Genomic DNA, 12,074 nt, shown 5'->3' on the forward strand with positions numbered 1-12,074 from the left:
ATCAATCGGGCAGTTCCCAGCGGACAGAACCGGTGTAGCTGCCAATGACTTTTTCACCGTTGCTATCACGGGCTGCTTCAAATCGGGCCCGGCGCGATGCCAATTTGCATGTTGCAGTATCCAAGACCGAATGGCCGGTAGATGCCATGATCTGGCAGTTTTGCACCCGGCCATTGGTCCCGATTGATAATTGGAAACGGGCAACCCCGGTATATTCGCGGTTGATCCAACTGGTCCGGTAATCGGACTGGGTGATCCAGCCGCTGGGGGCATTGCGCGGTTTGGCCGCAATCGGCTCAAATGTCGGCACCGGGGGTACGGGCGGCTGGATCACCATTATCGGTCCGGTTGGTAGTACCTCCCGCGTGACAGGGCCCGCCGGTACTGGTGTGGTGGATGTGGTGATCACCGGTCCGGCCGGGGTGATATCGATCGCCTGATCGGGCGTGAAGGGATCGGGCTGGGATATCGGATCAGCGCTGGGTTTGATGTCTTCAATGGGGGTCGGGGTCGGGGTTGGCTTGGGTAGCTCTATTTCGACATTGTGCCCTTCAAACGGTTTGGGCGGCGCCGCCGGAATGAAGTTTGTGGCCAGTCCTGTGACCAGCACAGTCCCAATCGCTGCGTGAATAACAATAACACCGGCTGCCGCTTTTTTTCGGTCTGCCGCCATGCCTTGATCGACATATGCCATGTTGTGTCTCCTCTACCCGCTGGTCGAGAAGTTACGACCAACTTCCAACAGGATGATACAACATCACAACAAGATACCCAAGAAGTATCGCGTGGCAATTTGCCACTAATACATTTTGGAATGAATATTAGATATGTAAACTAACGATGTTTGGGTGATCACTTGATCGGGCAGGATGGGTCCAGCCGGAAATCAAGGTAGTTATCAACCGAAGCCATCAATTCATCTTGTTCATTTTCAAAGAAATGGTTCGCGCGCGGAATTTCTTCGTGATGGATGGTGATGTGCTTTTGCGTGCGCAGCTTATCGACCAGTTTTTGTACGGCGCTGGGCTGCACAACTGTGTCAGCGGTACCCTGAATGAAGATACCGGAGGCAGGGCACGGGGCAAGGAAGCTGAAATCATACATGTTCGCAGGTGGCGCGATCGAAATGAAACCGCGCACTTCGGGACGGCGCATCAGCAATTGCATACCGATCAACGCACCGAAAGATACGCCCGCAACCCATGTGGTTTGCGCTTCTGCATGGATGGATTGCACCCAATCGAGAGCGGCGGCGGCATCGGATAATTCACCGATACCATTGTCAAAGCTTCCTTGGCTGCGCCCGACACCGCGGAAGTTAAACCGCAATGTCGCAAATCCGCGATCGGTGAATGTCTTGAACAGTTTTTGAGTCATCTGCTCGTTCATTGTACCGCCGCCCTGGGGGTGGGGGTGCAAGATCATAGCAACCGGCGCGCGCGGACGCGGAGCGGGAGTGTAACGGCCTTCAAGACGGCCTTCTGGACCGGGGAAAATTACGGATGGCATTGTTGATGTACCTGTCAGAAGATGAACACACGCGGGTAGCGCGGCGTATTTCGCAGTCTATATAGTGTTCTATCCATTTTTCGCAATTGCGATAACCATACACGCAAAGAAGTAGAGGCTGACCGATTACCGAGCGTATCTATCTTGACCATGCAGCGACCACTCCGATCCGGCCAGAGGCATCGGCCGCGATGCAGGAAGGTTTCGCGATCTGGGCCAATCCCAGCAGCCCGCACGCGGAAGGGCGCAAAGCCAAACAGGCGTTGGAAGATGCACGGGCGCGGGTAAAAAAAGCGCTCGGCTGGGATGGTGAAGTGATCTTCACCAGCGGGGCGAGCGAGGCCGCCGCCATTGCTGTTGGGCAGGTCCAAGCCGGACGCAAGGCTGTTAGCGAGATCGAACATGATGCGGTTTTTTTGAACGGGCCGGGTTCGTATGACGCGGTTCTTCCGGCCCAGAGTGACGGTTCTTTTGATCGCAGCGATATATATCAGGCAGTGGGCGCAGTCGGCATGGATCCTGCCGAGCGGGATTGGCGTACGCTTGTCTGCATCCAGCAGGTCAATTCCGAAACCGGTGCGCAGTTACAATTTGCAAAAGCGCAGCGGATTTTGGCTAATTTCGACGTGCTTACGCTGTCCGATTGTTCGCAAAGTGCCAGCAAGCTGGAATTGCCGGATGCGGATATGGTGATCGTTTCTGCCCATAAATTGGGCGGTCCCATAGGTATTGGCGCGTTACTGGTGCGGGATTACGCATTGCTACACCCAACCGGCGGACATGAACGTGGCTATCGGCGGGGAACGGAAAATCTGCCCGCGGCCATGGGCTTTGCAGCCGCGCTGGAGGCATCTGACTGGCAAACCTCTGCCGCGCAGCGCGCCGCGTTTTATGATGGTTTTGGCGATGCGCGGCTCAAGTTTACCGATCAAGTGGATTTTATCGGTGCCATCACTCATCCTACTTTGAGCGCCCAAGCGCTGCTGATCCGGCTCGATGCCATGGGCATTGCGGTATCGGCTGGCAGTGCGTGTTCCTCCGGCACTCTTAAGAAAAGCCGCGTGCTTGATGCTTTCGGCGTCGATGATGCCGTGGCAGCGAGGACAATCCGGGTCAGCCTAGGGTGGAATACAACACCGCAGGAACTGGAACGCTTCGCCGAGGCATGGGTAAGTCTTACATGATTTATCTCGATTATCAGGCCACCACACCCCTTGCCCCCGAAGCGCGCGATGCGATGCTGCGTTGGCTGGATGGTGCAGACGGGCAAGGCTTTGGTAATCCGCATTCATCACACCGGCTGGGGCGCAGCGCGGCGGCAGCTGTGGAGCTGGCGCGGGACCGGGTGGCGGCGTTGTTCCCTCCGGGTGGCTCAGTGGTGTTTACCAGCGGGGCGACAGAAGCGCTCAATACCGTGCTGAAGGGGTCTCGGGGCAATGTGCTGACCTTTGCCACGGAACATTCAGCGGTTCGCGATTGTGCCGTTCCGGTAGAGCGGCAGGGGCGTCAATTTAAAATTCTGCCAGTCGGTGATGACGGGATTGCAGACTTGGCCGCTTTGCGCGGTGCCGCCAATAAACAGACCGGTATTATCGCGGCGATGATGGTCAACAATGAAATTGGTTCGATCAATCCGCTGGCGGATATCACAGCGATTGCACGGGAAAACGGCGCGTTAGTGCTGTGTGACGGCGTTCAGGCCTACGGACGGATCGAAATGGCGGGGACGTGTGATTTCATCGCAGTTTCAGCCCATAAAATCCACGGGCCCAAAGGTATTGGCGCGCTGTGGATACGTGACGGGTTGGAAATCGATCCCTTGCTGCATGGCGGGGGACAGGAAGGCGCAGTGCGTTCTGGCACGCTCAGTCCGGCTCTGTGTGCTGGATTTGGCGCCGCAGCCAAGGTCGCGGCTGAGCGTATGCAGGACGATGCCGATCATATTGCGGGGCTGTGGATCGCGGCGCGTGCCCGTTTTGAAGGATGGGAATTGAACGGCAGTGCAGAGGCGCGCTGGCAAGGCAACCTCAACATCCGCAAGCAAGGCTTGGATGTGGCACGGCTGATGTCTGATGCGCGCACTCTGTGTTTTTCCGCCGGATCGGCCTGTGCCAGCGGGTCAGGACGGCCCAGCCATGTGTTGAAAGCGATCGGGCTTGATGATGCAGCGGCCAAAAGCTCCATCCGATTGGGCTTCGGGCGTTACACCACCATGGAAGAGTTAGACCAAGGTATCGACGCAATTCTGAAAGCGGTGAAGGAGCAAGGCCTGTGACTGTTTCTGTACGATTTACTGCCGCCAACGGTGATGTCGTTACCGCCGATGCGGCGTCCGGCTCCTCACTGCTTGAAGTCGGGCAAGCGGCGGGTATGCCCTTGGAAGGAACCTGCGAAGGCCAAATGGCGTGCTCCACCTGCCATGTCATTGTGGACACAGAATGGTTCGATCGCCTGCCCGAAGCGAGCGAGGAAGAGGAAGATATGCTTGACCTTGCTTATGGCGTGCAACGCACAAGCCGCCTGTCCTGCCAGATCGATCTGACAGATGAAATGGACGGATTATCCGTCGCTATCCCGAGCGATAGCAATGACGCATCGCGGATGTGATGGGATCACTCCTGCGCTTCCAGCGTAGTGTCGCGGGTTAAGGCAGATGGTTTGCGCAGTCGCATACCGCTTTTACGCCAGATCCAGCGGATACCCAGCACCAACAAGATGATCGGAATTGCAGCAGTCAGCAACAAGATGATCCCGGCAATCACTGAACCCATCACAGATCCTATGGATGAGAATGCCTGCCTGATCGGGCCCATAAAGCCGCCAGTGCTGCGTTCACCAGAGCTGTAATTGATCGTCATTTTGCTGAATGCGACCCGGTTTTTCATTTCAGCGAGCCAGCTGCTGGCTTGGTCAATTTCTTCGTTGACCTGCGCCACACCGCGTTCTGCTTCTACCAGCTCGGCCACTGTTCCACGCCGGGAGCGCAGAATTTCCATCAACCGGTCGCGCAGCAACGTCCGCGCCCGCAGCCGGGCTTCGGTGTCGACGATCTGCTTGGATAGGTCTTCACCCTGGATGGACTTCGATATTTGCTGTCCGTCCATTTGTTCCGAAACAGTAGCTAGCTCGGTGGAGAAGCTGCGCGCCGCGCCCGCCGCAACGGCAAGTTGCAGGCTGCCATAGGCATAGTCCCCCTCCGACCCTGATTGTTCGAGAGAGATAATACGGCACACCGTGTCGCCCTTGCTGGTGCACAGATCAGCGTGGCTCTGTTGGAGCGGGGACATCGCATCTGCAGTCACCCGGAACCCGAAATCATAAATATAGGCGATTTGCGGAGTGCTGACCGGAATGTCGGCGCTGGCGTTTGGGGCGGGTGATGTTTCGGCGACGCTAACTGCTGATTCAGCTTCTAACCGATCGGCTGGCGCCTCCGCTGCCTCGCGATCAGCGGTGTATTCCTGCGCGCCGTCTGAACATGCTGCCAGTAAAACCAACGGTCCCACCAACGGAAAAAGCACTTTGCGCATATCACATTCCTCTAGCTTGCCTTATTTTTGCCACAATTGACCGTGTCCGTTTGAAATAGTCAAGCAGAAAGCCCTGATTGCGGCGCCACATTGTTGGCGCTAATGGAGGGCGAATATCCGCCACGGGCTAGCCAGATTGCTGACTATAACCCCGTCGGGCGGCACATTACTGAAAGCAAAAAAATGCGCGAAACCATTCGCAACTTTATTGAATCGAGCCGGTTTGAATGGGGCATCACTGCCGTCATCGTGCTCAATGCGATTGTGCTCGGCATGGAAACAGTGCCGTCGGTAGTGCGCGATTATGGCGGGCTGCTGGCGCTATTGGATAGCGCATCCATTGCCATTTTTGTGGTTGAGATAGCGCTGAAATTGTTCGTCTACCGGCTGAAATTTTTCACCAATGGCTGGAATGTGTTCGATCTGATCATCGTATCGGTTGCGCTGATCCCTGCCAGCCAGCAGTTCAGCGTGTTGCGGGCGCTGCGCATATTGCGCGCTCTGCGGCTCATTTCGGTGGTCCCCAGCATGCGGAAGGTCATTGTGGGGCTGTTCAAGGCGATCCCCAGTATCGGTACGGTGATTGTGATGCTGTTGCTGCTATTTTATATCAGCGCGGTGATGGCGACCAAGCTGTTTGGCGCCGCCTTCCCCGACTGGTTCGGCAACCTTGGCCTGTCACTTTACTCACTATTCCAGATTATGACGCTGGAAAGCTGGTCGATGGGTATCGTTCGGCCGGTGATGGAAGTGTATCCCTATGCGTGGGTATTCTTCGTGCCGTTTATTCTGCTGACCAGCTTTATCGTGCTGAACCTGTTTATCGGTGTGATCGTCAACGCGATGGCAGAAGCAACCGAGGATGACGCGCATGGGGAGCGCGAGGAAATTCTGACCGAATTACGCAGGCTCAGGGCCGATATTGCCGAATTGAAGAAGTAAGCGCCCAAAATACCCAAACAAACTGGTGTGAAACCCACGATAAGCATCTCCCACAGTACGCGGCGACTTGCTAAGCACCGCGTATGAGCACAGCCGATACTGACAATTTAGAGCCTGATCCATTTGACGCGATTGTCGATGCACCGTTCGATTCCGCCTTGTCCGAACGGTATCTGGTCTATGCCTTGTCGACGATTACAGCGCGGTCCTTACCCGATTTGCGGGACGGCCTAAAACCGGTTCATCGCCGCTTATTGTGGACCATGCGGCAACTTAAGTTGGACCCGACCAACACGTTCAAGAAAAGTGCCCGTGTTGTGGGTGAGGTCATCGGTAAATATCACCCGCACGGCGATACTGCTGCCTATGATGCGATGGTCCGCCTCGCGCAGGATTTCTCGCTTCGTTATCCGCTGGTGGAAGGGCAAGGGAATTTCGGCAATATTGATGGCGATAATGCCGCTGCCTACCGCTATACCGAAGCGCGCCTGACAAAAACAGCGATGCATCTGATGGCGGGGCTTGATCAGGGCACGGTTGATTTCATTCCCACCTATAACGGGGAAGAAGAAGAGCCTGAGTTGATGCCGGGCCTGTTCCCCAATCTGTTGGCAAACGGCACCAGCGGTATTGCGGTGGGCATGGCGACCAATATTCCCAGCCATAATGTGGCCGAAATTATCGATGCAACGCTGGAGCTGATCGATAACCCCACGGTTGAACATAGCCGGTTGATGGAATTGTTCCACGGACCGGATCTTCCAACCGGCGGTTTGATTGTTGATAGTCCGGATGGTATTTCAAAAGCCTATGAAACCGGGCGCGGATCTTTCCGCATTCGCGGGCGGTTCCATGCCGGGGAAGCGGACAAAGAAGAAGACCGCAATGCAGGCATAGAGCGGCTGGGCGGCGGCCAATATCAGCTGGTGATCAGCGAAATTCCCTATCAGGTCCAGAAGGGTAAGCTGATAGAGCAGATCGCTCAACTGATCGCGGATAAGAAACTGCCGATTTTGGAAGATATCCGCGACGAGAGTGATGAAAATATCCGTCTCGTTCTGGTTCCGAAGAACCGCAATGTTGATCCCGAATTGCTGAAAGAGTCGCTGTATAAGCTGACCGATCTGGAAACGCGCTTCGGCCTCAATCTGAATGTGCTCGACGCATCGCGCACGCCGCTGGTGATGGGCCTGAAGGAACTGCTGCAAAATTGGACAGCGGCCCAGATCGAGATTTTGCAGCGCCGCACACAGCACCGGTTGGATAAGATCGCGGCGCGGCTGGAACTGTTGGAAGGCTATATCGTTGCTTTCCTCAATCTCGACCGTGTGATCGAGATTATCCGGTACGAGGACGAGCCCAAAGCGGTGATGATGGCCGAGTTCGAACTGACTGACCGTCAGGCAGAGGCCATCCTTAATATGCGGCTGCGCAGCTTGCGTAAGCTGGAAGAAATGCAGCTGCGCGGCGAACGCGATGATTTGCTGAAAGAACGCGATGAGCTGGAGAAGCTGCTCGGTTCTCCCGCTCGCCAGCGCACTCGTTTGAAGCGGGACTTGGCCAATCTGCGCAAGGAATATTCGGAGGAAACCGATCTCGGCCGCCGCCGCACCACCATTGCCGAAGCTGCGCCGACCGTTGAATTCAGCATGGATGCGATGATCGAGAAGGAACCGATCACGGTTATTCTGTCGCAAAAAGGCTGGATCAGAGGTGCGAAAGGCCATGTTGATCTGGGGGCAGATGGCAAGGGAGCCGACTTCAAATATAAAGAAGGCGATGGCCCCGCCTTTGCGCTTCATGCGCAGACCACAGACAAGCTGTTGATCGCGGCCGACAATGGCCGTTTCTTCACGCTGGGCTGTGATAAATTGCCCGGTGCGCGGGGCTTTGGTGAGCCTGTGCGGACGACTTTGGACATCGATGCCGAAGCGGCATTGGTTAACGTCATTGTCTACAAGCCGAAGGGGCAATTATTGCTCGCATCGACCAACGGAAAAGGCTTTGCCGCGCAGACTGACGAGATTTTGGCAGAAACGAAAAAGGGCCGACAAGTCGTTAATCTTAAAGGCGATGCCAAACTGTCTGTCGTTCGGTCAATCGAGACAGAGCATGATCACATTGCAGTGGTGGGCGACAACCGAAAGCTGGTTGTGTTCAATCTGGAAGAACTGCCAGAACTGGCGCGCGGGCAGGGCGTGATGCTGCAACGGTTCCGTGATGGCGGCTTGTCCGATGCAATCACCTTCAAGTTGGAAGATGGCCTTAGCTGGGCGATGGGCGGCGACAGTGGCCGTACCCGGACAGAAAGCGACATCTGGCAATGGAAAGTCGCCCGCGGTGCCGCCGGGCGGATGCCGCCACAAGGCTTCCCCCGCGATAATAAGTTCTAACGCACAAAAGGGCGCGAACCGGTCATACGGTTCGCGCCCTTTTTGGTAATGCGCTCGATAGCGTGGCTTAGCCTTGGCGGCGTCGTTGAGGGCGGTTTCCTGCGCCACCGCCTTGTGTTTGGCCGCCGCGTTTGTGGAACTTCTTGCCGGCTGGTTTGTCTGCAGACCGCTCATCGCGGCGCTTGGCTTCGACAATAGGTTTGGTCACTGGCCCTTTTTTATGACTCACATTTTTGGCGCGGCCATAGACAGGTTCGTCGCGGCCTTCTTTGCCGCCGCTGCGCCGGTCACGGTCGTCGCGGCTGCGGTAATTGCCTTGATCCGGGCTCCGGCCTTCTGCGTCACGCCAATTGCGATCCCGCGGTTGCTGCTTTTGTGGCTTCTTGCCGCGTGACTGGCCGCCGCGCGCACCGCCGCCACCAGAACCTTTCCGGAAGCGATTGGCACGGTCTTCGTCGCTGCGCTCGGCACCCGACCCTTTCCGCGCCGGTGCAGGAAGGCCAGCAGCCTGTGCGATAAAGTCATCCGGCAGTTTGGCCGGGGTCAATTTTACTTGGGTCAACCGTTCAATATCGCGGATATAGGGACGCTCGTCCGGCGCGATATAGCTGATCGCAATGCCGCTGCGACCTGCACGCGCGGTCCGGCCAATGCGGTGAACATATTGTTCTGCCACATTGGGAATTTCAAAGTTAAACACTGCGCTTACGCCGGGAACATCAATGCCGCGTGCAGCAATATCGGTGGCGACCAAAACGGGCACCGCACCGCGGCGGAAACCGTCGAGTGCGCGGGTCCGCTGGGCCTGTGATTTGTTGCCGTGAATGGCAGCGGCGTTAATGCCAGCGGCTACCAAATGGCGGACTACGCGGTCTGCACCGTGTTTGGTACGGGTAAATACCAGAGCTGTTTCAATCTCTCCGCTGTCGATGCCTTTGCGTAAGGAAATCGTCAGCAGCGCTTGCTTTTCCTTCTGGTCGATGAAGGTGGAGAACTGGTCGACCCGTTCTGCCGTGGTCGATTGCGGGGCAACCTCTACGCGGACGGGATTGGTGATGAAACGCTTGCCCAATTGCGCAATCGCATTCGGCATTGTGGCGCTGAAGAACAGGCTTTGGCGCTCTTTGGGCAGCATATTGGCAATACGGGTCAGCGGCTTGATAAAGCCCAGATCCATCATCTGGTCCGCTTCATCGAGAACGAAAATTTCCACGTGACCCAGTGTAAGTGCCCGCTGTTCGACCAGATCGAGCAGACGGCCCGGTGTCGCCACCAGAACATCGCACCCGGGGACGAGTTTACGCGCCTGTTGGCGCACCGGCAGTCCGCCAAATACGCATTGTACTGACAGGTCGAGGAAGCGTGCATAATCGCGCATATTGTCGGCGATTTGAGCCGCCAGCTCGCGGGTTGGTGACAGGATCAGCATCCGGCAACCGGCTGGGTGGCGGGCGATCGGGTTCTGCGCCAACCGGTGCAGGGATGGCAGCGAAAACGCCGCCGTTTTGCCGGTACCCGTTTGGGCAACACCCAGAAGGTCGCGGCCATCCAGCAGTGCGGGAATACTCTCGCGCTGGATCGGAGTAGGTTCAGTGTAACCCTTCGTGTTCAAAGCACGGAGGATAGGCTCGGCCAGGCCGAGTTGTTCAAAATAAGACATATATTACTTTCATTGCGCGCCAAGCGGATATGAGAATCCGGGCGCGGAGAGGTCCTTACGGCGACCCACGCGTGAAACGGGAAGCATTGCGATAACGCAAATTCCATGCACCATGTGCGGGACTAGCCCCTTGAAAATACGGGGAAGTTCACGCTCGCAGATGGTTTCACAGGACGGTTCCTGTGCTGGACGTTGAGAGCCATATAGGGGGCGACTTGTGAAGAAGCAATGAAATTACGCGATAGAGGCCGATCATTGCGCCAATATCGCGTCCAATATTTGCTCTACGCGGTCGCGATCCGGAAATGCTTCAGCCACCCACTGAGCCTCGACCTGTTTGAGAATGCGCGCCACTTCGGGGCCAGCCCCGACGCCGTGTGTCACGATCTCCCCACCTTTCATGGGCAGTTGCGGCGGGGTCCAATCCCGGATTGCCGATATGTCGGCACCGGCCAATAACAGCCGGTCCAGTGCACCTTGTGTGCCCTGGTAATAGGCCAGCGCTTTAGGGTCCGCAGCGTCGCTCGTTTGCCGTTCTGCCGCACACACCAATCGCGCGCGTTCAGCGCGGGACAGGCGCAATCGCACACCGACTTCATCGGCAATCGCGGGCAATGCAGGCAGTAAGGCAGCAAGTCGGCGAATGGGGTGGGGCGCAATATCCGCGCCAGCCTCCGCCGCGATAAGATCGCGCAGCCTTTGCAAATCGCGCGGGCCAGTTTCTGGCACAATCACTTTCCACACACCAAGCGACACCATCAATTCGGCAGTGTCCGCAGGGTCGGGCAATGCGAGAAGCAGCAATAGCTCTTTCGCCACACGTTCCCGGCTGAGCGCGGTCAAAGTTCCGGCAAGTTCGCGGCAGGCACTGATTGCTTCCTGATCCAGTTCAGCCCCAAACCGTGCCTGAAAGCGAAAATAGCGGAGGATACGTAGGTGGTCTTCACGAATGCGTTCACCAGCTTCGCCTATAAATCTTACATGGCGATTGGAAAGGTCCTCCAACCCGCCAAAAAAGTCGGAAATCTCCCCGGTTTCAGGGTTCGCATAAAGAGCATTGATCGTGAAATCACGACGGGCCGCGTCGTCGCGCCAGTCGCTTGCAAAGGCGACTGTCGCACGGCGACCATCGGTTGCCACATCTTTACGCAAGGTGGTAATTTCCACCGGGCCGCCATCCAAAACGCCGGTTACCGTGCCATGATCGATGCCGGTCGGGATGCAGCGAATGCCAGCCTCTTTCAATTGATCCATCACCGCGGCAGGAAGCAGCGGCGTTGCTGCATCGACATCGGAAACATCCGAACCCAGCAGGGTGTCACGCACTGCACCGCCAACCCAGCGGATATTGTCGGCGCCCAAAGCGGAAACCAACTGCGCCAAATCTTGCCGCCGTGTCCACGCGGCTGCGGGTAGAACCTTATCCATGATCTATACCGCCGAACACATCAGCAAATTTGATACGCTGAGACAGATTGTAGATGATACCGGCTGTCACGCCCCAAATGCGAAAACCTTGCCAGTTCATCTCAAGATACTCCCGCTTTGTGCCGCGCCATTCAACGGCATGGCGGGTCCACTGTGATTGATCGAGTACCAGATTGAGCGGTGCCTCAAACCATTCGTCCACTTCAGCCGGGTTCGGGGTAAGTGCGAGATCCGGCGGCACCACGCCCAAAACAGGGGTTACGTTGAAACCGGTGCCGGTGCGGTAGAGATCGGTGGTACCGATCAGCCGAACCGTTGCGGGATCAAGCGCCAGCTCTTCATTGGCCTCGCGAAGGGCAGCGGCAATGGCATCTTCGCCGGGGTCAAGCTTTCCCCCCGGAAAAGCCACTTGCCCGGGATGGTCGCGCATATCCTGCGGCCGCTGGGTCAGAATGATGCCCGGCTCAGCGCGGTCGGTAACAGCAATCAGCACAGCCGCGTCCTTGGTCCTGCGGTTGGCGTTGTAGCGTTCTTCGCTGATCAAATCACCGATGCCGGTACGGTGGCCGGCCTCGAACAGATTGGACAATTTGTTAAACAGAGCGCTCATAC

General features: G+C 56.8%; 11 protein-coding genes. 5 read left to right on the forward strand and 6 right to left on the reverse strand.

The genetic code is table 11. From position 1 onward, the window contains the following. Nucleotide 1 precedes the first annotated feature (1 nt). A complete protein-coding gene (locus tag HKD42_RS02205) occupies nucleotides 2-694 on the reverse strand; it encodes a TonB family protein (RefSeq protein ID WP_170009895.1) in 693 nt (230 codons plus the stop codon). 158 nt (nucleotides 695-852) lie between these two features. Then, a complete protein-coding gene (locus tag HKD42_RS02210) occupies nucleotides 853-1,509 on the reverse strand; it encodes an alpha/beta hydrolase (protein WP_170009897.1) in 657 nt (218 codons plus the stop codon). Nucleotides 1,510-1,700: 191 nt separating this feature from the next. Between HKD42_RS02210 and HKD42_RS02215 the strand changes: the two genes are divergently transcribed. The 3 genes from HKD42_RS02215 to HKD42_RS02225 are packed head-to-tail and all read left to right on the forward strand — an operon-like array spanning nucleotide 1,701 to nucleotide 4,116. Then, a complete protein-coding gene (locus HKD42_RS02215; RefSeq protein WP_246236668.1) occupies nucleotides 1,701-2,693 on the forward strand; it encodes a cysteine desulfurase family protein in 993 nt (330 codons plus the stop codon). Beyond that, nucleotides 2,690-3,784, forward strand: a complete 1,095-nt coding sequence (locus HKD42_RS02220; RefSeq protein ID WP_170009899.1) for a cysteine desulfurase family protein — start codon at nucleotides 2,690-2,692, stop codon at nucleotides 3,782-3,784. Before HKD42_RS02215 ends, HKD42_RS02220 begins: the two co-directional genes overlap by 4 nt. Next, nucleotides 3,781-4,116 (forward strand): 2Fe-2S iron-sulfur cluster-binding protein, encoded by a 336-nt coding sequence (locus HKD42_RS02225; protein WP_170009901.1) that lies wholly within the window; start codon nucleotides 3,781-3,783, stop codon nucleotides 4,114-4,116. The genes HKD42_RS02220 and HKD42_RS02225 overlap by 4 nt, the downstream gene beginning before the upstream one ends. Before the next feature lie 5 nt (nucleotides 4,117-4,121). On the opposite strand, the gene HKD42_RS02230 is transcribed toward HKD42_RS02225, so the two are convergent. Further along, nucleotides 4,122-5,039, reverse strand: coding sequence for a DUF4349 domain-containing protein (locus tag HKD42_RS02230; RefSeq protein ID WP_170009903.1), 918 nt, complete (start codon nucleotides 5,037-5,039; stop codon nucleotides 4,122-4,124). Nucleotides 5,040-5,141: 102 nt separating this feature from the next. Between HKD42_RS02230 and HKD42_RS02235 the strand changes: the two genes are divergently transcribed. Together HKD42_RS02235 and parC are read left to right on the forward strand one after the other, a co-directional pair. Continuing rightward, nucleotides 5,142-5,981 carry an ion transporter gene (locus HKD42_RS02235; RefSeq protein WP_211483477.1) on the forward strand — a complete coding sequence of 280 codons (840 nt, stop codon included), beginning with the start codon at nucleotides 5,142-5,144 and terminating at the stop codon, nucleotides 5,979-5,981. 83 nt (nucleotides 5,982-6,064) lie between these two features. After that, on the forward strand, nucleotides 6,065-8,374 hold the full coding sequence (gene parC, locus HKD42_RS02240; protein WP_170009905.1) for a DNA topoisomerase IV subunit A: 2,310 nt from the start codon (nucleotides 6,065-6,067) through the stop codon (nucleotides 8,372-8,374). 67 nt (nucleotides 8,375-8,441) lie between these two features. Here parC and HKD42_RS02245 read toward each other — a convergent pair whose 3' ends face one another. The 3 genes from HKD42_RS02245 to HKD42_RS02255 all read right to left on the reverse strand — a co-directional run bounded on the left by HKD42_RS02245 (nucleotide 8,442) and on the right by HKD42_RS02255 (nucleotide 12,072). After that, nucleotides 8,442-10,034 carry a DEAD/DEAH box helicase gene (locus HKD42_RS02245; protein WP_170009907.1) on the reverse strand — a complete coding sequence of 531 codons (1,593 nt, stop codon included), beginning with the start codon at nucleotides 10,032-10,034 and terminating at the stop codon, nucleotides 8,442-8,444. Nucleotides 10,035-10,286: 252 nt separating this feature from the next. Next, the gene (locus tag HKD42_RS02250) at nucleotides 10,287-11,462 is read right to left on the reverse strand and encodes a CCA tRNA nucleotidyltransferase (RefSeq protein ID WP_170009909.1); all 1,176 of its coding nucleotides are present in this window, start codon (nucleotides 11,460-11,462) and stop codon (nucleotides 10,287-10,289) included. Continuing rightward, nucleotides 11,455-12,072: a CoA pyrophosphatase gene (locus tag HKD42_RS02255; protein WP_170009911.1), complete on the reverse strand. Its 618-nt coding sequence runs from the start codon at nucleotides 12,070-12,072 to the stop codon at nucleotides 11,455-11,457. Before HKD42_RS02255 ends, HKD42_RS02250 begins: the two co-directional genes overlap by 8 nt. Between the last annotated feature and the right edge of the window lie 2 nt (nucleotides 12,073-12,074).

This window comes from Pontixanthobacter rizhaonensis (assembly GCF_012972675.1).
In the GTDB taxonomy this organism is placed as follows: Bacteria; Pseudomonadota; Alphaproteobacteria; order Sphingomonadales; family Sphingomonadaceae; genus Pontixanthobacter; species Pontixanthobacter rizhaonensis.

What these genes read in the sequence shown, in the direction of transcription:
- HKD42_RS02205 (WP_170009895.1), bottom strand. Translation starts at nt 694, where the DNA reads ATGGCATATGTCGATCAAGGCATGGCGGCAGACCGAAAAAAAGCGGCA.
- HKD42_RS02210 (WP_170009897.1), bottom strand. Translation starts at nt 1,509, where the DNA reads ATGCCATCCGTAATTTTCCCCGGTCCAGAAGGCCGTCTTGAAGGCCGT.
- HKD42_RS02215 (WP_246236668.1), top strand. Translation starts at nt 1,701, where the DNA reads ATGCAGGAAGGTTTCGCGATCTGGGCCAATCCCAGCAGCCCGCACGCG.
- HKD42_RS02220 (WP_170009899.1), top strand. Translation starts at nt 2,690, where the DNA reads ATGATTTATCTCGATTATCAGGCCACCACACCCCTTGCCCCCGAAGCG.
- HKD42_RS02230 (WP_170009903.1), bottom strand. Translation starts at nt 5,039, where the DNA reads ATGCGCAAAGTGCTTTTTCCGTTGGTGGGACCGTTGGTTTTACTGGCA.
- HKD42_RS02235 (WP_211483477.1), top strand. Translation starts at nt 5,142, where the DNA reads ATGGAGGGCGAATATCCGCCACGGGCTAGCCAGATTGCTGACTATAAC.
- parC (WP_170009905.1), top strand. Translation starts at nt 6,065, where the DNA reads ATGAGCACAGCCGATACTGACAATTTAGAGCCTGATCCATTTGACGCG.
- HKD42_RS02245 (WP_170009907.1), bottom strand. Translation starts at nt 10,034, where the DNA reads ATGTCTTATTTTGAACAACTCGGCCTGGCCGAGCCTATCCTCCGTGCT.
- HKD42_RS02250 (WP_170009909.1), bottom strand. Translation starts at nt 11,462, where the DNA reads ATGGATAAGGTTCTACCCGCAGCCGCGTGGACACGGCGGCAAGATTTG.
- HKD42_RS02255 (WP_170009911.1), bottom strand. Translation starts at nt 12,072, where the DNA reads ATGAGCGCTCTGTTTAACAAATTGTCCAATCTGTTCGAGGCCGGCCAC.